Source organism: Phyllobacterium bourgognense, assembly GCF_003337575.1.
Classification (GTDB): Bacteria; Pseudomonadota; Alphaproteobacteria; order Rhizobiales; family Rhizobiaceae; genus Phyllobacterium; species Phyllobacterium bourgognense.
Genome location: NZ_QPJM01000006.1, coordinates 254,179 through 271,644, shown reverse-complemented (window position 1 = coordinate 271,644; position 17,466 = coordinate 254,179). Strand labels below are relative to the sequence as shown.

At 56.1% G+C, this 17,466-nt stretch carries 19 protein-coding genes; 10 read left to right on the top strand and 9 right to left on the bottom strand.

The window, feature by feature from the left end:
- Nucleotides 1-53: 53 nt before the first annotated feature.
- The gene (locus C7476_RS13530) at nt 54-950 is read right to left on the bottom strand and encodes a LysR family transcriptional regulator (RefSeq protein ID WP_112530710.1); all 897 of its coding nucleotides are present in this window, start codon (nt 948-950) and stop codon (nt 54-56) included.
- 60 nt (nt 951-1,010) lie between these two features.
- Complete coding sequence (trxB, locus tag C7476_RS13525; protein ID WP_114430415.1) at nt 1,011-1,985, bottom strand: thioredoxin-disulfide reductase; 975 nt, start codon at nt 1,983-1,985, stop codon at nt 1,011-1,013.
- Nucleotides 1,986-2,245: 260 nt separating this feature from the next.
- On the opposite strand from trxB, the gene C7476_RS13520 reads away from it, so the two are divergent.
- Nucleotides 2,246-2,716, top strand: coding sequence for an Lrp/AsnC family transcriptional regulator (locus C7476_RS13520; RefSeq protein ID WP_114430473.1), 471 nt, complete (start codon nt 2,246-2,248; stop codon nt 2,714-2,716).
- Here the strand turns inward: C7476_RS13520 and C7476_RS13515 are convergent.
- The 3 genes from C7476_RS13515 to greA are packed head-to-tail and all read right to left on the bottom strand — an operon-like array spanning nt 2,713 to nt 5,250.
- Nucleotides 2,713-3,441: a glycosyltransferase family 25 protein gene (locus C7476_RS13515; protein WP_114430414.1), complete on the bottom strand. Its 729-nt coding sequence runs from the start codon at nt 3,439-3,441 to the stop codon at nt 2,713-2,715. The two genes, C7476_RS13520 and C7476_RS13515, sit on opposite strands and share 4 nt — an antisense overlap.
- Entirely contained in the window at nt 3,438-4,733 is a 1,296-nt protein-coding gene (locus tag C7476_RS13510; protein ID WP_425373981.1) for a glycosyltransferase family 4 protein, read from the bottom strand. Before C7476_RS13510 ends, C7476_RS13515 begins: the two co-directional genes overlap by 4 nt.
- A gap of 43 nt (nt 4,734-4,776) precedes the next feature.
- The gene (gene greA / locus C7476_RS13505) at nt 4,777-5,250 is read right to left on the bottom strand and encodes a transcription elongation factor GreA (RefSeq protein WP_112530705.1); all 474 of its coding nucleotides are present in this window, start codon (nt 5,248-5,250) and stop codon (nt 4,777-4,779) included.
- 290 nt (nt 5,251-5,540) lie between these two features.
- Here greA and C7476_RS13500 point away from each other — a divergent pair, with 290 nt between their 5' ends.
- From C7476_RS13500 to C7476_RS29380, 3 genes are all read left to right on the top strand, one after another.
- The gene (locus tag C7476_RS13500; protein WP_114430413.1) at nt 5,541-6,677 is read left to right on the top strand and encodes a PQQ-dependent sugar dehydrogenase; all 1,137 of its coding nucleotides are present in this window, start codon (nt 5,541-5,543) and stop codon (nt 6,675-6,677) included.
- Between the two features lie 79 nt (nt 6,678-6,756).
- Nucleotides 6,757-6,906 (top strand): hypothetical protein, encoded by a 150-nt coding sequence (locus C7476_RS29385; protein WP_425373980.1) that lies wholly within the window; start codon nt 6,757-6,759, stop codon nt 6,904-6,906.
- 5 nt (nt 6,907-6,911) lie between these two features.
- Nucleotides 6,912-7,067: a hypothetical protein gene (locus tag C7476_RS29380; RefSeq protein WP_425373979.1), complete on the top strand. Its 156-nt coding sequence runs from the start codon at nt 6,912-6,914 to the stop codon at nt 7,065-7,067.
- 279 nt (nt 7,068-7,346) lie between these two features.
- On the opposite strand, the gene C7476_RS13490 is transcribed toward C7476_RS29380, so the two are convergent.
- Entirely contained in the window at nt 7,347-7,697 is a 351-nt protein-coding gene (locus tag C7476_RS13490) for a DMT family protein (protein WP_114430412.1), read from the bottom strand.
- Between the two features lie 193 nt (nt 7,698-7,890).
- On the opposite strand from C7476_RS13490, the gene C7476_RS13485 reads away from it, so the two are divergent.
- Nucleotides 7,891-8,880 carry an extensin-like domain-containing protein gene (locus C7476_RS13485; RefSeq protein ID WP_114430411.1) on the top strand — a complete coding sequence of 330 codons (990 nt, stop codon included), beginning with the start codon at nt 7,891-7,893 and terminating at the stop codon, nt 8,878-8,880.
- Nucleotides 8,881-8,882: 2 nt separating this feature from the next.
- Here C7476_RS13485 and C7476_RS13480 read toward each other — a convergent pair whose 3' ends face one another.
- A complete protein-coding gene (locus C7476_RS13480) occupies nt 8,883-10,067 on the bottom strand; it encodes a low temperature requirement protein A (protein WP_245426315.1) in 1,185 nt (394 codons plus the stop codon).
- Between the two features lie 281 nt (nt 10,068-10,348).
- Here C7476_RS13480 and C7476_RS13475 point away from each other — a divergent pair, with 281 nt between their 5' ends.
- The gene (locus C7476_RS13475) at nt 10,349-10,765 is read left to right on the top strand and encodes a VOC family protein (RefSeq protein ID WP_114430409.1); all 417 of its coding nucleotides are present in this window, start codon (nt 10,349-10,351) and stop codon (nt 10,763-10,765) included.
- Here the strand turns inward: C7476_RS13475 and C7476_RS13470 are convergent.
- Nucleotides 10,762-11,100 carry an acyl-CoA thioesterase gene (locus C7476_RS13470; RefSeq protein ID WP_112530761.1) on the bottom strand — a complete coding sequence of 113 codons (339 nt, stop codon included), beginning with the start codon at nt 11,098-11,100 and terminating at the stop codon, nt 10,762-10,764. The genes C7476_RS13475 and C7476_RS13470 overlap by 4 nt on opposite strands.
- Before the next feature lie 216 nt (nt 11,101-11,316).
- Between C7476_RS13470 and C7476_RS13465 the strand changes: the two genes are divergently transcribed.
- The 4 genes from C7476_RS13465 to uvrB all read left to right on the top strand — a co-directional run bounded on the left by C7476_RS13465 (nt 11,317) and on the right by uvrB (nt 16,837).
- Nucleotides 11,317-12,513, top strand: coding sequence for a mandelate racemase/muconate lactonizing enzyme family protein (locus tag C7476_RS13465; protein WP_114430408.1), 1,197 nt, complete (start codon nt 11,317-11,319; stop codon nt 12,511-12,513).
- Between the two features lie 118 nt (nt 12,514-12,631).
- Entirely contained in the window at nt 12,632-12,889 is a 258-nt protein-coding gene (locus C7476_RS13460) for a SemiSWEET family sugar transporter (RefSeq protein ID WP_112530698.1), read from the top strand.
- A gap of 119 nt (nt 12,890-13,008) precedes the next feature.
- Nucleotides 13,009-13,920 (top strand): HNH endonuclease, encoded by a 912-nt coding sequence (locus C7476_RS13455; RefSeq protein ID WP_114430407.1) that lies wholly within the window; start codon nt 13,009-13,011, stop codon nt 13,918-13,920.
- A 103-nt stretch (nt 13,921-14,023) separates the two neighbouring features.
- Nucleotides 14,024-16,837, top strand: coding sequence for an excinuclease ABC subunit UvrB (gene uvrB / locus C7476_RS13450; protein WP_114430406.1), 2,814 nt, complete (start codon nt 14,024-14,026; stop codon nt 16,835-16,837).
- Between the two features lies 1 nt (nt 16,838).
- Here the strand turns inward: uvrB and C7476_RS13445 are convergent, their stop codons facing one another.
- Nucleotides 16,839-17,426 (bottom strand): TetR/AcrR family transcriptional regulator, encoded by a 588-nt coding sequence (locus C7476_RS13445; protein ID WP_114430405.1) that lies wholly within the window; start codon nt 17,424-17,426, stop codon nt 16,839-16,841.
- Nucleotides 17,427-17,466: the final 40 nt, after the last annotated feature.

Below are 17,466 nucleotides of genomic sequence, written 5' to 3'. Positions count from 1 at the left end.
AGCAGCGCGAGATTGGAAAGAAAAACTTTTCGAAAAATATCGAAATAGCTTGCCTAGTACGACCACGTACGCGCTTTCGAGAAAAGAAAATCTCGAAACACGTGCAATTTAGCGGCGTTTTTGATTCCTTCGGGGTAGCAAAAGAACGTGTCGAACGACGGCAATTCCATCTCCGGCAAGAGCCGGACCAGCGTCGAATCCTTTTCCACCATATAGTCGGGCAGTACGCCAATACCGACGCCCTTTTGTATGGCGCGCTTGATCGACAGGAGGTTGTTGATCTGCAGGACAGCGGGCCTCAGATTGCCATCGGTACGGCCGATCACCTCCAGCCAATTGAGATTGGTGAGGTAGGACGGCGCGGGTTCGCCGAAACTGACAATGCGATGGGTATCGATTTCCTCGATACTTTCGATCTTGCCATATTTGGCGATATAGGCCGGTGAAGCGTAGACATGCATGTGCACGGTAAAGAGCCGCCGCTGGATCAGATCCGGCTGCTGCGGCTGACGCAGGCGAATAGCACAATCCGCGTGACGCATCGTCAGGTCAAGCTCTTCGTTGTCAAACAGCAACTGCAGCTGAACTTCCGGATAGAGCTCGATGAACTCCTGCACGCGCTCGATAAGCCAGCCCGAGCCGAGGCCGACCGTTGTCGTCACGCGCAATTTGCCCGATGGCCTGTCCTTGCTCTCTGTCAGGCGAGAGCGGACATTCTCCAGCTTCATCAGGACTTCATGGGCGGTGCGGTAGAGCACTTCGCCCTGCTCCGTCAAGATAAGGCCACGAGCATGGCGGTGGAATAGCGGAACACCGACATCCTGCTCAAGCGCACTGACTTGACGGGAAATAGCCGATTGCGACAGATGCAGCGTCTCGGCGGCATGGGTAAAGGACCCCGCCTCCGCAGCAGCATGAAATATTCGCAATTTGTCCCAATCAAGCGACATCGCGCAGTCTCTCCCCCGTTCCGGCCACGCACATCGGGACCGGCTCTATACTAACGGCTGCTATTCGGCAGCTTGACGCACTGGTTCCTGCGCAGCCAGCCAACGCTCGGCCTCAAGAGCTGCCATGCAGCCCATGCCCGCAGCGGTGACCGCCTGACGATAGATGTCATCCGTAACGTCACCGGCTGCGAAGACGCCCGGTACATCCGTTGCGGTAGAATCGGCTGCGGTCCAGAGATAGCCATTCGGCTTATGTTTGAGTTGCCCCTTGAAAAGCTCAACCGCCGGAGCATGACCAATGGCGACGAAAACGCCATGTGTTGCCACTTCCGTGGTCTCACCCGTTTTCACATTCTTCAGGCGTATGCCAGATACCGACGCAGGCATCGGCGCCTTGGCTACTGTTCCCGTAATTTCGTCGACGACGTTATCCCAGATGATTTTGACATTTTCTTTGGCGAACAGGCGGTCCTGCAGAATTTTTTCCGCGCGGAAATGATCGCGGCGATGCACGATCGTGACCGATTTGGCAAGGTTTGCGAGATAAAGCGCTTCCTCGACTGCGGTATTGCCACCGCCAACGACCACAACGTCCTTGTTGCGGTAGAAGAAACCATCGCAGGTGGCACAGGCAGAAACGCCGAATCCCATGAAGGTTTGTTCTGTTGGAATGCCCAGCCACTTCGCCTGTGCACCCGTCGCAATGATCAGCGCATCGCATGTGTATTGCGTGCCGCCATCGCCGACGAGGCGGAACGGCCGCACGGAAAGGTCAACTTCCGTGATGATATCGTGGATAATCTCGGTGCCGACATGCTCGGCCTGGATGCGCATCTGCTCCATCATCCACGGGCCTTGCACCGTATCCGCATAGCCCGGATAATTTTCCACGTCGGTCGTGATCATCAGCTGGCCACCCTGCTGCAGGCCGGCGATGATGACGGGCTTCAGGTTTGCACGAGCCGCATAGATCGCCGCGGTATAACCCGCTGGACCGGAACCGATGATAAGAACGGGCACATGGCGCTGTGACATGACTAGACCTTGAAGTAATATGTGTTCGACATACAAGAGATGGCACGACCACCATGCTCTTTCAATGACTATAAAGTAGTGGTTCAGCACCCTTTGTTGCAAGGTCTTCGCTCAACATAGACGGGTTAGCCACAGCTTGTGGCGGAAGAGCGGCGTTTCTAGGAGATTTGTGGAACCTGTTTGCAACCATCGCGGGATGTGATTACACAGCATGGGGAATCGCCTATGGTGACCGCAATTCTCTTGGGACAGGATGGAATATGCCTTTGAAGGCGGATCTCGACGCGATCGACTGGAAAATCCTGAAACAATTGCAGGACAATGGCCGCATCACCAATGTGGAACTGGCGGAGCGCGTCGGCATATCGGCACCGCCCTGCCTGCGCCGCGTTCGCAAGCTCGAAGAAGCCGGCATCATCCAGGGCTATCGCGCGATCCTGAACGGCGCGATCCTCGGCCAGGATATCGTTGCATTCTGCATGATCCGCCTGCACCGCCAGTCTGATGCCGATCTGAAGAACTTCGCCGAAAAAACCAAGCATTGGACACTGGTGCGCCGCGCCTGGATGGTTTCCGGCGAGTCGGACTTCCTGCTGCATTGCGTCGCGAGCGATCTCAGCACGTTCCAGAATTTCGTCATCGAAGAATTGACCTCGACGCCCAACGTCGATTCCGTTCGAACATCCCTCACCATCCGTTCGGTGAAGAACGAACCATTGATGGTACTTTAGCGCCGGACTTTATTGCAAAGGTAAAGCGTCACGCGATACCAGGGGCGCAGGATTTCCCGCTTCAGCCTGCCAGCAAAAGTCTTGTTCTTGCCCTGAACGACCGATCCACCGAGATCGAAATCGATCTCGCGTATGGTGATTGGCCGCGCTGACAAGACGCGGACGGGATGCAGCCAGCGCATCTGGATCGTCGTATCCACCGGACGGTCAAATCGTTCCGTTGCAGCAAGCAGCGCAATCGCCGCGTCGCGTCCAACGAGTTGCATCTGCATCCCCAACCCCGGCAGTTCCGGTTCCATGATGCTGTTGGCGCCGTCGCGCGCGATTTCAGCCCCGGCCTCACCCCTCGGCCAGCGCGGGAAGCGGATGTAGTCGGCCGGCTGCAGCGTATCGATCGCCAGTTGCAACTGCGCCGCGAAACCGGCATCCACCTCGACATCGTCCTCGATGATGAGACCTGCATCGAGCTTGCGATCGACAATTGCAGCCCAGGCTTTGCGATGCGACAGAAAACAGGCGACCTCGGATTTCCGCAGCTCGAACGGGTAGTACGGACTGTGCAGCGAGCGGGCATAGACGGCGGCAATATCACCCTCGCCCATTTCGAGCGCGTCCACCGCATCGACGATCTCCGCCTTCACCGGCAAGCGCTCAACCAGTCCGCGAACGTGTTCACCGCGCTTTGTCGCGCGCTCAAGATGGATGATGAAAGCAGTAACAGTCACGGCCGCGATCCGGCGGCGAAAAGCTGCTCGTAGACTTCGCCAATACGGCCGGCCTCCTTCTGCAGTGGGAAGTTCTTGCGGACATGGGCAAGTGCCAGCTTCCCCGCCTCTTCACACATCGCCGGATCGGCGAGGTAAGGCGCAATCGCCTTTTCAAGCGCTGCCCCATCACCCGCGGCAACCACCGTTCCGGTCTCCGGTTCGATCATCTCGGCATAGGCCCCGGCATCGCTCGCAACCACCGCGGTCTGTGAGGCCATCGCCTCAAGCGGCGTCAGGCCAAAGCCCTCATTGCGCGAGGGCGCAACGTAGAGGGTCATCCTGCGATACCAGAGGCGCACATCGGGCACCTCTCCCAAAAACACGATACGATCGCCAAGCCCGGCTTTCGCAATCTTGTTGCGGAGTGCCTGTTCAAAGCCCTTGTATTCCGCGGTCGTGCGGCCTGTCATGACCGCCGTCCATCCCGGATGTTTTGGCAGCAGATTGATCATCGCATCGACGAAGAGATCCGTACCCTTCGAAGGCCGGATTCGTCCCGAACAACCGACCAGAAATTCCCCCGGGAGGCCCGAGGCGGCAAACCTGTCCTGATCATCCTGCGGTGGATGAAACAGTTCGGTATCGACACCGTGCATGATAACGGTATGCGGCACCTTCAGGAAACTTCCGGACTTGCCGCTCGTGGCGATCACTCCGTTCATTCGCCGGATCAGCCATTTGGTGAAAGGCTGATGGTCGCGTTGCGCAGCCGAAGTGAACAACAGCCGCAATTTCATGCGCAACACATGGCGCATGAGAATACCGGCAATCATTTCATTGTTGCGGCGCGCGTGCCAGATACGAAATGGCCTGGTCCTCGGCTTGAACCAGAGCCCGGGGAGCGATGCCCAGCCAATGCTCGGCAGCTCCGCGGGCAATCCAGGGCCCATGGTGACAATGTTCAGGCCATTGGCCCGCTGTAGCGGGATGAGCTGAATGATCGTCGAAGTGACTCCGGAAAGCTTTCGCTTGAAATTCGGAGCGATCACTTCGACGCTGCTTAGGGGCTCCTGCACGAAGTCTAGAGCCTCTTGCAATAATATTGGCGCAGTTCTGTTTCTGGATGGCGAGACCATCCACGCGGAAGGTGGCGAGGTCGATGCATTTCCATCGTCCGAGGCCGCCTGACAAAGTGGGTGTCCGCCAGCCGGAAACCCGAAGGGCCGGGTGAATTCGGGCCAAATCCATCGGGCTTCGGCTTTGTCCGATGGAAAGGCATCTGCCTCGCCAAACCCCTCGACCTTGTCCACGAATTCCCTCCGGCAGAACGCATCAATATTGCCGCACGAGGCTCTAGAGGAACCTGAAGCCGATGATTTCGTAAGACCGGGCACCACCGGGTGCGTTGACTTCGATCGTCTCGCCTTCGCTCTTGCCGATCAGCGCGCGTGCGATGGGCGAGGAAATGGAGATACGGCCAGCCTTGGGATCAGCTTCCTGATCGCCGACGATCTGATACACCTTTTTCTCTTCGGTATCCTCATCGATCAGCTGGATCGTGGCGCCAAATTTGATCTTGTCGCCTGACAGCTTGGAAATATCGATGATTTCGGCGCGTGCCGTATAATCCTCGAGCTCGCCGACCCGGCCTTCATTGTGGCTCTGGGCTTCCTTGGCGGCGTGATATTCGGCGTTTTCCGAAAGGTCGCCATGGGCGCGCGCTTCCGAGATTGCCGCAATAATGCGTGGACGTTCTTCCTGCTGGCGCCAGCGCAGCTCCTCCTTGAGCTTGTCGAATCCAGCCTGAGTCATCGGGACCTTTTCCATGCCCTCTCCTTTCGTAGTCAATGTCGAACGGCGATCGATCGATGCCCCTCGACACAAAAAGAAAACGGTCGCCGAAGCTCAAGACTCCGGAACCGTTCAGTCGTTCAGCCCTTAATATAGCACCGATTCCGGCGAATTCACGTAGAAAGTGGAAAATGTCGCATGTCGGGGATTTGCGCAGGCAAATCAGCGTTGGCTGGGTGAGAATTCACATCACTGTGAGACGACCGGATGGGCGAATTGTGCACAAAATGACATCATCTATCGAACGACGAAGAGGATCGCCGTCAATGAAACAAGGATCGAAAATCGCTTCAGCGGGTCTGTTTGCAGTCTTGATATCAATGCCCCTGACCGCTTTCGCCAAGGATTTCAAGACTGAAACGGTGACGCTCTCTGCCGAGACCATTGCTGATGGCCTTGATCATCCGTGGGGCCTCGCCTTCCTGCCCGATGGCGCACTCCTGGTGACTGAACGCGGCGGTACGATACGCATCGTCAAGGACGGTAAAGTATCGAAGCCCGTTGCCAATGTTCCCAAGGTCGTCGTCAAGGGTGAAGGTGGTCTGCTTGATGTCGCGCTTGCGCCGGACTTTGCCAAAAGTGGAAACATCTATTTCAGCTACACCGAGCCACGCCAGAACGGTACTGGCACCGTCATGGCTCGCGCGCGTCTCGTTCGCAATGGCGACGGGGCTGAACTCGAAAATGTCTCGGTTCTGCTCTCGGTAAAGCAAAGCACCAAGGGATCGGCGCATTTCGGCTCGCGTATTCTTGCTGCACCCGATGGCAAGCTTTTCGTTACGATCGGCGATCAGGGCACGATGAAGCGCTCGCAAGATTTCAGGGACGAGGCCGGCTCCATACTCCGCATCAATGCGGATGGCACCATCCCGGCGGATAATCCATTCGCCGACGGCAAGGAAGGCCTGCCGCAAATCTGGTCCAAGGGCCACCGCAATCCGCAAGGGTTGGTCTGGGATCCCGTCACCGGTTCATTGTTGACAGTCGAACATGGCGCCAAAGGCGGCGATGAAGTCAATCGGCCTGAGGCCGGCAAAAACTATGGCTGGCCGGTAATAACTTATGGTGTGGACTATTCCGGTGCGAAAATCGGCAAGGGCACGCATGCGAAGGGTTATGAGCAACCGCTCTACTATTGGGACCCTTCGATCGCGCCTTCTGGGCTCGCCGTATATGAAGGAGCGATGTTCCCCGAGTGGAAAGGCGACCTTCTGGCCGGCGCACTGAAGTCCCAGATGCTGGTGCGCCTGGACCGCGACGAAAAAGGCGCCATCAAGGGTGAAGAACGGATGCTGAAGCGTGAATTTGGACGCATCCGTGATGTGCGCGTAGCGTCTGATGGTTCGATCTACCTTCTCACCGATGAAGGCGACGGGAAAATCATACGGCTGACACGCGCATAACGTTTGCAGCACACTTGCCGCCACGAACTGCAATCGCTAGAGAGCGATCGATGCGGTGCTTGGAGTAACCGCAGAAATCGTGCGGGGCTCTCATGACGCATGGACGCGCCAATATTTTGCTGCTGTTGCCGGAGCGAACTGGGGCCTCGGCTTTGTCGCCCAGTCCAGCGCGATGGGCAGCGTCGGACCGTTCATGTTTGTCACCCTGCGTTTTTCCTCGCCGCCCTGACCATCATGCCGCTCGCCGTTCGCGAAGCGAAGGCTGCGCCGGGGAAATTGACGCGCGCTGACTATTACGGTTTCTTTTTCATCGGTGTCCTGCTGTTTTCCGGGGCTGCGCTGCAGCAGGTCGGCATGCAGACGACTTCCCTCACCAATGCGGCTTTCTGACCGGCCTCTACGTGGTCATTGATGCCGTTGGCCTCATCCGGTTGTCTGGCCCTGCGCTTTGACGGCGCTTGCCGGTATTTATCTGTTGTCCGGAGGGCATCTCCAAGGGCTGACGGCCGGAGATTTGCTGATCGTAGCCTGCGCCACTTTTTGCGGCGCGTTTCGGCGCGATATTGTTGGGCGAGCGCATGTCGCTTCAGGGCGTCGCGGGCTGCGCCCTTATCTTCTTCGCAATGATCGCCGTCGAACTGATACCCGCTTTGCGGAGCCGGTCCAGGGTCAGGCCTTGAAGATCAGCGTTGCGCCGCCGGCTATCAACACAAAGCCGGCTACGTGCTGCCAGGTGAAGGATTCCTTCAGGTAAAACACTGAAAACAGGCTGAACACGACCAGCGTGATGACTTCCTGCATCGTTTTCAGCTCAGCTGTCGTATAGACGGTGTGACCGATGCGGTTGGCGGGAATGGCCAGCCAATATTCCATAAGCGCAATACCCCAGCTGATGAAGACCACCAGCGTGAGCGGCGCCATCGGATATTTCAAATGGCCGTACCAGGCAAAAGTCATGAATACATTCGACGCCGCAAGCAGCAAAATCGGCATAACGTAGGGTGAAAATAGAAATGTCATGAGTGAATTCCGGGAGGGAACGAGAAGGAAGAACGGTTGCCGCGGTGATTGCAGCAAAATCAAGCCGGGATCAACCGGGTCCCGGTCACATTTTCGACGCAGGCCTTAAGAGCGACGCTGACCTTTCCTTTACAATTTACCTCTATTTTTAGCTGCATCCGCCTGCGTAACGGGGCAAAGGGGATGTGGTGACATGAGTATTGCGTTGTCGTCCGCCGTGCGTTTTAGGCACCTTTCGATCATGCTTGTCCTTTTCACGTCGACAGCGCTGAGCAGTTGCGGCATGGACGATGTGCGGCGACCCATGGCGGATGTTGGCAGCGGGGACACGTCAGTTGCCAGCCAATCGCTTGCAAGAGAAGAAAGCACGCAGGTCACCGCCGAGGAACCCCAGCAGCAATCCACCCCGCAGACGGACGAATTCGCCACACAGCAGCCAGAAGTCCTTTCCGTGCCGGACGCCGAACAGCAACCGGACAGAATCATCGTACCGGACGCCCCGCAAGTCGCAGAGCCGAAACCCTACTCACTGCCGGAATCCGAGCCGGCCTCCGACGATGCCGAAAGCTACGGTTATGCGGGCGGGATCAGAGATCCTATCGCGCGCGGACAAAGTGCATTTGCCATGTCGGGTAGTGACATTGCCTGTCGTACCCAGCTTAAACAGCTTGGTGTTGTGTTCCAGGAACGGGAACCCATCAATGACGGAGGCGTCTGCAAGATCGACCACCCGCTGACCGTCAGTGGATTTGCCAGTGGACGCATCAGACTGAAGCCGAGTGCCACGCTGAATTGCCAGATGACCCTTGCTTTCGCACGTTGGGTCAAAGGCGATCTCGCACCGTCGACACGCCTGCGTTATCTTTCCGGTATCAACACGATTCATCAGGCATCGAGCTATTCCTGCCGCACCATGAGCAGCCAGCGCGGGCGTAGCATGTCGGAACATTCCAAGGGTAACGCGCTCGACATCTCGAAAATCACGCTCAACAATGGCAAGGATATCCAGGTGCAAAAGCCCGGCTGGTTCTCATTCCGCCAGCGCGGGCTGCTGAACACGGTACGCTCCGATGCCTGCGATTATTTCTCGACGGTTCTTGGCCCCGGCTACGACCGGTTCCATCGCACGCATTTCCATTTCGATCTGATGCAACGCCGGAGCGGACGCCGCGCCTGCCGCTAGTACTAGACAGGGTTGTCGGCCTCCACCTGGCCAAAATACTCCCAGATCGTGACGATGATCAGAATGCCGGTTGTGAGGGAGCCGAGCACCAATGGCGAAAGGCCGGCGGCAAAGAAAGCAAGTATCGCGCACAATCCCAACCCAATCATATGAGAAAGTGGCGGTCTTCCCGCGATATAGAACTTGAACAGCAGATTCCCGGCGAGATAAAGCGCCGTACCACCAATTGACGTCCAGATCGTCGCGGCGTCCGAATGACCCGTCGGATGCGCAAGGATAAGCTCATCAGATACGGCAACGACGATGATGCCTGCTACAAGCAGAATGTGAACATAGGTATAGGCCATGCGAGCGATCCTGCCGGGATCGTCTGTCGCCGCAATCTTGTGGTGGCCGGCCGATTGCCCGACGTTGAAATAGACCAGCCACATGGCAACAGATGCAACGAACGTCGTCAGAAATGCCGAAAAGGAGATGAAATTCCATTCCTGATCGGCGAAAGTCGCGCCCGAAACGAGGATCGACTCTCCAAGTGCGATAATGACAAACAGCGCGGCCCGCTCCGCCATGTACTCACCATCGACATCCCACTCTCCTGTCGAAGAGGCCCCAAGGCCGAACGTCCAGAAACCAAGGGCTGGTCCCGCCACTTCTATTCCCAGAGCTATTGCCCAAAAGACAAGCCGGTATTCCGGTTCGGCGAAACCACCTGCAATCCAGAATGAGCCCGACACGGCGAGCCAGATCGTGATCCGCAGGTAATTGCGGTAATTGGCCTGATTGTGATGCCGGAGCACCCAAACCATGAAAACCGAACGGCCGAGCTGCATGAAGACGAAAGCGCAGGCGAACACCAATCCGCGGGCCCCGAATGCAGTGGGGATCGACGTCGAAAGTACAAGCCCGACCAGCATCAGTACGAACAACATTGTGCGCACCGGCGAAGTTGCCGGATCGAGCCAATTGGTGCACCACATCGTATAGACCCAGACCCACCAGACTGCCAAAAGGAGCAGCGCGCTTTCGACAAGCCCCTTGAGGCTGAGATCTTGCAGGAGCAAGTGCGATATCTGTGTGATGGCGAAGACGAATACGAGATCGAAAAAGAGTTCGACGAAGTCGACTTTCGCGCTTTTCGCATCGCCGCGCTTGCGGGAGTAGTCTTGAATTGCTCCGAAAAAAGCCACGTTTTTGCCCCAATTTTTCATACGCTTTTTGCTCAAAATGGAATGCTTTTTGCCAAAAATGAAATGCTTTTCTCCCGAAGCGGCGCAGGAACTCAATCGACACTTAACCGCACCCCAATGAATATACCATCCAAGGACGACCTGAACTGCTGGAAAAATCGATTCAATAAGTTCTCAGCTGAGAACTTATTCCTATTCAGACTCCTGACAAACGGCCCTTGCCAATGTCTTTTCTGACCCTGTTTAATGCGGTGACCCGCAAAATTACAGGATGAAGAAAAATGGCTTTCATCGACCGGTATCCAATTATTGTCACGCCACGAAAGGAAGCCTGCCGCGATTTCTGGATCCGGCACCTCGGCTTCGTCAGTGCTTTCGATAGTGCCTGGTTTTGCTTGCTTTTGGCGGAAGACCAGTCCGCATCCATCGCGTTCATGACCCCTGATCATCCCTCCGCACCGCCCGGTTCCGAGAGCTTCGGCGGTACGGGCATGTGCTTTGAATTGCAGGTAGAGGATGCCAGAGCAACGTTTGAAAAGATGAACGTTACCGGTCTGAAAATCGAATATCCGTTGACGGACGAGCCTTTCGGGCAACGCCGTTTCGGGTTTCATGATCCCTCCGGCCTGTGGATCGACGTGGTCGAACAGATCGAATCAGAAGCCGGTTTCTGGGACAAATACATGATCGGCGGCTAGCGTTCGCCCGGCACCGGCGTCGGGTTACCCTCCTTGTCGAGGGCAACCATCACGAAATCGGCGTGCGTAACGCGTTCCATCAAATCCGAGAGGTAGCGTTGCGCCCAAGCCTCGACCTTCAACGTAATCGAAGTGCGTCCGACCCGGTCGATATGAGTATAGACGCACAAAGTGTCACCGATCTTGACCGGTTTTGCGAAGGCCATTTCCTTGACCGCGGCGGTCACCACCCTCCCCCTTGCCCGCTCTGCAGCCCTGATACCGCAGGACAAATCCATCTGTGCCATGACCCAGCCGCCGAAAATGTCGCCTGCTGCGTTCGCATCGGCCGGCATCGCCAGTGTACGCAGCGTCAATTCGCCGATAGGTTTGGTTTGTTCGCTCAACTGCTGCCTCCATCGTGGTTTGTGCGCATGATGCTTTGCAGCGGCAGATTTGGAAAGGGGCCACCGCAAGAACTGTCGGAAACCCGACAGTGCGGGTCGCTGCGTGGTTTCGGCATGACGTGGAGTGTGGCCTAGTCTGATCGATAGTGAGCGTCCGGAGGGATCATGAAAATCACAGATGTCAAAACCTTCGTGGTTGGCAATCCGCCGCCTTCTTTCGGTGGGACATGGTTTCTCTTCGTCAAACTCACCACCGATTCAGGTGTAGTCGGCTATGGCGAGGCTTACAATTCGACCATCAGCCCGCAAGTCATGCGAAAGGTCGTCGAAGACGTAGCCGAGCGCTGGCTCATCGGCGAGGATCCGCATCATATCGAGCGGTTCTTTCGCCGCGCCTATTCCGGCGGCTTTACCCAGCGGCCCGATGTGACGATCATGGGCGCGGTGTCGGCGCTTGAAATGGCCTGCTGGGATATCATCGGCAAGGAAGCCGACAAGCCGGTGTATGAATTGCTCGGTGGCAAGGTGCATGAACGGCTGCGCAGCTACACCTACATCTATCCCAAGCCGGAATTGGGCGAGACGTCGGCCATTTACTGGGACGCCGAAGCCTCTGCCGAGCGGGCGGCAGAATACGTCGCGCAAGGCTATACGGCGGTAAAGTTCGATCCAGTCGCGCCTTATACGTCGTTCGATCCGCGTCAACTGTCGCTGGAACAGCTTGATCTTGGCGAGAAGTTCGCGCGGCTGGTCCGTGAAGCCGTCGGTTCCAAGGCGGATCTTTTATTCGGAACGCATGGTCAGATGACCCCAACCAGCGCTGTCCGGCTGGCAAAACGTCTGGAACCGTATGATCCCCTATGGCTGGAAGAGCCAGTACCACCTGATATGCCGGAGAATATGGGCTATGTACAACAGCATACGTCCATCCCGATTGCTTCCGGTGAGCGCCTGACGACGAAGTATGAGTTTCAGCGCCTGCTGGTGAACCAGGCTGCAAATATCCTGCAGATGAATCTTGGCCGCGTCGGCGGCATATTGGAAGCAAAGAAAATTGCCGGGATGGCAGAAACCTTCCACGCCCAGATTGCCCCGCACCTCTATTGCGGCCCGATCGTCGGTGCCGCCAACATTCAGATATCAACCTGCAGCCCGAACTTTCTTATTCTCGAGTGTATCCAGGCTTTCGGCGGCTTCCACGCCGATATTCTGAAGAAACCGATTCAATGGGAAGACGGATATATCATTCCGTCGTCGGAACCGGGTCTCGGCGTGGAGCTGGACGAAAAGGTGGCGGCAGCCCATGCCTATGATGGCCACGAACTGCATCTCAACATGGGCCGCGATCCATTGATCGTATAATCGGGACTGCGGCACGAATATTTGTGTGAAGCGATCGCGTCGGAACATGATTCCGCTATATTTCTCAAGCGAATATCGCCAATTATAATCTAGATCCATTCCTCTGAAAGTTTTACCCGTGCCAATCTACATCGAGCTTGTTGGTAGCCTCGCTGCCGCGATCACAACACTGTGCTGGATCCCCCAGATCATCAAGATTGTCCGGCACCGCCAGACGGACAGCATTTCCCTCGTCACCAACGTTTCTCTCGCCCTCGGCGTTCTTCTCTGGCTGTTTTACGGAATGATGATCAGTTCCTGGCCGGTCATGGCAGCAAATGGGATAACCCTCCTGCTTATTCTCACAATTCTCGGCCTTAAGCTCCGCTACGGCTGAGAGACTGCCATTTCAGATTGAGCTGAAACAATAAAAATACAATTTCGAGTGCGTTTCGCTTACCGCACGATATCGCCATGTTGAACAGACCACCGTTTCAACAGGCAAATCCCGGCTGAATGCACGCAATATTTCAAATCAAGCTGACAGACAAAGAAGCTGCTCCCGGAGGCTATGACAGCCGCTACCGTTTCCGCGACAAGTATTTGAACATTGTTCGCGACGCACTGGACGACTGGATCATATACTACCAGCCTGCGCCGCGTGCAGGTACGAAGGTCATTGGGTCGACAGGCTATTTCGCGACCGCGCGCGTCGCTTCGATACATCCATTGGCGGGAAGCCCCGGATATTCCGAAGCGTTGCTCGAACAATATCTGGAACTTGAAGAGACGGTGCCATTCAGCATTATTGATCTGCACCAGAACAGGCTCTACTTCGAGAGGAACATGGTCCAGTCCGATGGCCGGATGAATTCACACATCATACAGCAGCAAGTTCGCGCACTCTCCAACGAAGAATATACCAAAATCGAAAGGCTTGGGTTCAGTAAGAACTGGATCGCAGAAGAGCAGCTGCTGGTAGTGACGCCGCCATACGGTTTTGCTGAAGACCCGCCGGAATCCGTCGAGCGCGACCGCATACTGACATCCAGAGCGTTCCGGGATCGGGTTTTCAGTCAACTCGTGGTGAGAGCCTACAACATGAAATGTGCAATGACCGGCATATCGTTGCAGGCCCCCGATGGAAGCTTTGAAATGGAAGGCGCTCATATCAAACCCGTAGAAGATGGCGGTCCCGACTCTCTCAACAATGGGATACCATTGCTTCAATCGATCCATTGGATGTTCGACAACGGTCTGATCGCCATCGGTTCAGAGTATCAGATCCTGAAATCGTCTCGCTATCACGAACCCAAGATTGACGGTCTTCTCAACGAATCAGGGAAGATAACGCTTCCAAAGAATAGCTGCCATTTCCCCCATCCGGAATTTCTGCGCTACCATCGCGAACATATATTCCTACCATAAATCTGCATTGCTCATGACAGCCTGCTGTCAGGAGAAGTCTGGAAAATCCAGTTTTCGTTACTCGGGTCTTTCCATTTTGCCGGACTCTCACCATATTCAACCTATGGTTAAATCTCCTGACAGATATAACGCCGACGGTTTCGGCGAAGCGTCCCAACCTGAGCTGGAAGGCACTCCGCTTTCCGGTTCCGTCAGTGATTGGGCAAAGCAGATCACCGACGAGACCAAGAAAGCTCCGCCGAAGGCAGTCAAGGCAAAGAAGCCGGCAAGCAAAGAGTCCAGTGCGTCGCGTACGTCTCGTGGGACCTCGATTGGTGGATCGACCGATCCCAAGACGCGCGCTGCTGCGGGCCTCAACCCCGTGGCCGGACTGGATATTAACCTAGAGGACGCGGGCAGCATCATGCCCGGAGGCGCAACGGCTACCGTCGCGGCGCTATCTGCTCTGATTGAAAGCGGCAATCCGCTTTTCAAGAATGGAACTGCGTGGCAACCGCACCGGCCAGCGCGCCCGGATAAATCCGAAGGTGGCATCGCCATTCGGATGGAAACAGAATTTGTCCCGTCCGGTGACCAGCCGACAGCTATCAAGGACTTGGTTTCCGGAATCAAAGACCACGACCAGACCCAAGTTTTGCTCGGTGTCACTGGTTCGGGTAAGACCTTCACCATGGCGAAAGTTATTGAGGAAACACAACGTCCTGCTTTGATCCTGGCCCCCAACAAGACATTGGCGGCTCAGCTTTACGGTGAGTTCAAATCGTTCTTCCCGAACAACGCAGTCGAGTATTTCGTTTCCTATTACGACTATTACCAGCCGGAAGCCTATGTGCCGCGTTCCGACACCTATATCGAGAAGGAATCATCGGTCAACGAACAGATCGACCGGATGCGCCACTCCGCCACCCGCTCACTGCTCGAACGTGACGATGTGATCATCGTCGCCTCGGTGTCGTGCATCTATGGTATCGGCTCGGTCGAAACTTATACCGCCATGACCTTCGAAATGAAGATCGGCGACCGTCTTGACCAACGGGCGCTGCTCGCCGATCTGGTAGCGCAGCAGTACAAACGGCGCGACATGGATTTTACTCGAGGCTCATTCCGTGTGCGCGGCGATACGATCGAACTTTTCCCTGCTCACTTGGAAGACCGCGCCTGGCGCATTTCCATGTTCGGCGATGAGATCGAGGCAATTACCGAGTTTGATCCGCTGACGGGCCAGAAGACCGGCGATCTGCGTTCGGTCAAGATTTACGCGAACTCGCACTATGTGACGCCGCGCCCGACGCTCAATCAGGCGATAAAATCCATCAAGGAAGAACTCAAGCATCGTCTTGTGGAGTTGAAGGCCGCCGGTCGCCTGCTGGAAGCGCAGCGGCTTGAACAGCGTTGCACTTTCGACGTGGAAATGTTGGAGGCAACCGGCTCTTGCGCGGGCATTGAAAACTATTCGCGCTACCTGACCGGCCGCAAGCCTGGCGAGCCACCGCCGACGCTGTTCGAGTATATTCCTGACAACGCCTTGGTTTTCATCGATGAGAGCCATGTAACGGTCCCGCAGATCGGCGCGATGTACAAAGGCGATTTTCGGCGCAAGGCGACTCTGGCCGAGTATGGCTTCCGCCTGCCCTCCTGCATGGACAATCGCCCGTTGCGGTTTGAGGAATGGGACGCCATGCGCCCACAGACCATTGCGGTTTCCGCGACACCCAGCAAATGGGAGATGGAAGAATCCGGGGGCGTCTTCGCTGAGCAGGTCATTCGCCCCACCGGCCTTATCGATCCGCCAGTCGAGGTCCGTCCTGCCAAATCCCAAGTTGACGATGTACTTGGGGAAATTCGTGAAACGTCAGCGAAGGGATACCGCACGCTCGTAACGGTCCTCACCAAGCGCATGGCCGAAGATCTGACAGAATATCTGCACGAACAAGGCATCCGCGTCCGCTACATGCACTCCGACATCGACACGCTGGAGCGTATCGAGATTTTGCGCGACTTGCGTCTTGGAGCATTTGACGTGCTCGTTGGCATCAACTTGCTTCGCGAGGGCCTCGACATTCCAGAATGTGGCTTTGTCGCCATTCTCGACGCGGACAAGGAAGGCTTTTTGCGCTCGGAAACCTCGCTGATCCAGACGATTGGGCGTGCCGCGCGTAACATTGACGGCAAGGTCATTCTCTATGCCGATCAAGTCACCGGTTCGATGGAACGGGCGATGGCGGAAACAAATCGCCGCCGCGAGAAGCAGGAAGCTTATAACACCGAGCACGGCATCACGCCGGCCAGCATCAAGAAGAACATCGGCGATATCCTCAACAGTGTCTACGAACGTGACCACGTTCGCGCCGATATTTCCGACTTCACCGACTCCGGCGCGATGATGGGTAATAACTTGAAGGCTCATCTCGAACATCTGATGAAGCAGATGCGCGATGCCGCCGATGATCTCGACTTCGAAGTCGCTGCTCGCCTGCGCGACGAGATAAAGCGTCTGCGCGAGATGGAACTGGCAATTTCGGACGATCCAATGGCAAGGGAAGTCGAGATGGAAAGTCCGGTCACTGGCCGCACCAAGGGCAGACATAATGCCGGGCGCGCAATGCACCGTGTTGTTACCGATGAGGACGACAAGAATTCGGCGTTGTTCCGCAAACCTCACCTCGACGAAATGGGCGGAGACACGACCCGTCCCCTCGGACCCGGCGTCTTCCGCAAGAATTCGCTCGATGAGATGACCGTCGGGCGTACGGAAAAGCCGGTGATCGGCAATGTTCCTGAAAAGCCTGCCTTTACCGGTACGAACCGCAATGACCAGAAGATTGTTCGCCGCGAGCGAACAGGTGCCGGTTCATATGAAGACGCTGGCGATCGTAAAAAACGGCGTCCGGGTAAGACGGGACGTCCGGGACGATAGTTCAAATTTCGTCCGCAGGTTTGCCGGAGCCAAAGAAAGCTTGGCCCGCGTCGAGAATCTCGTCGGCAAATTCCGGGTCGTCCACGGCTCGCGACAAGACAACCGCACCAATGAGACCGGCCATCGTGGCCAAGGCCTTCTGGCGTTTTTTGGCTTTTGATCGGCCAGGAACCAAATCCGACAATATTTCCAGCAGCCTTTTGGTACCCTCGGTAAATCGGGTCTGGACTGCTCCTCCTTGCCGGGCAATATCCGGCGCCAGCAACGCCATGGTACAACTGTTCGCCAAGTCACCCTTGTGATTCTTGGCTAAATAGGACGACGTGATCGCGGCGAGCGCAACCTCAGGTTCCTCCTGCGCAATTGCAGACCATTTTTCCGCCGACCGCTTCATTGCAGCATCGCAGGATTGAGCAATAAGATCATCTTTCGATGCAAAATGACCATAGAAGCCGCCATGGGTCAGGCCAGCATTCTTCATCACATCGGCAACCCCAATCCCGTCAAAACCTTTTTGACGAAATTGCTGGCTGGCAACTTCAATGATGCGGGCGCGGTTTTCCGCTGCCTGATCTCTGCTGACACGCATGTGCAGTATCCCCGAAAAAGACTATTGACAATTTATATGA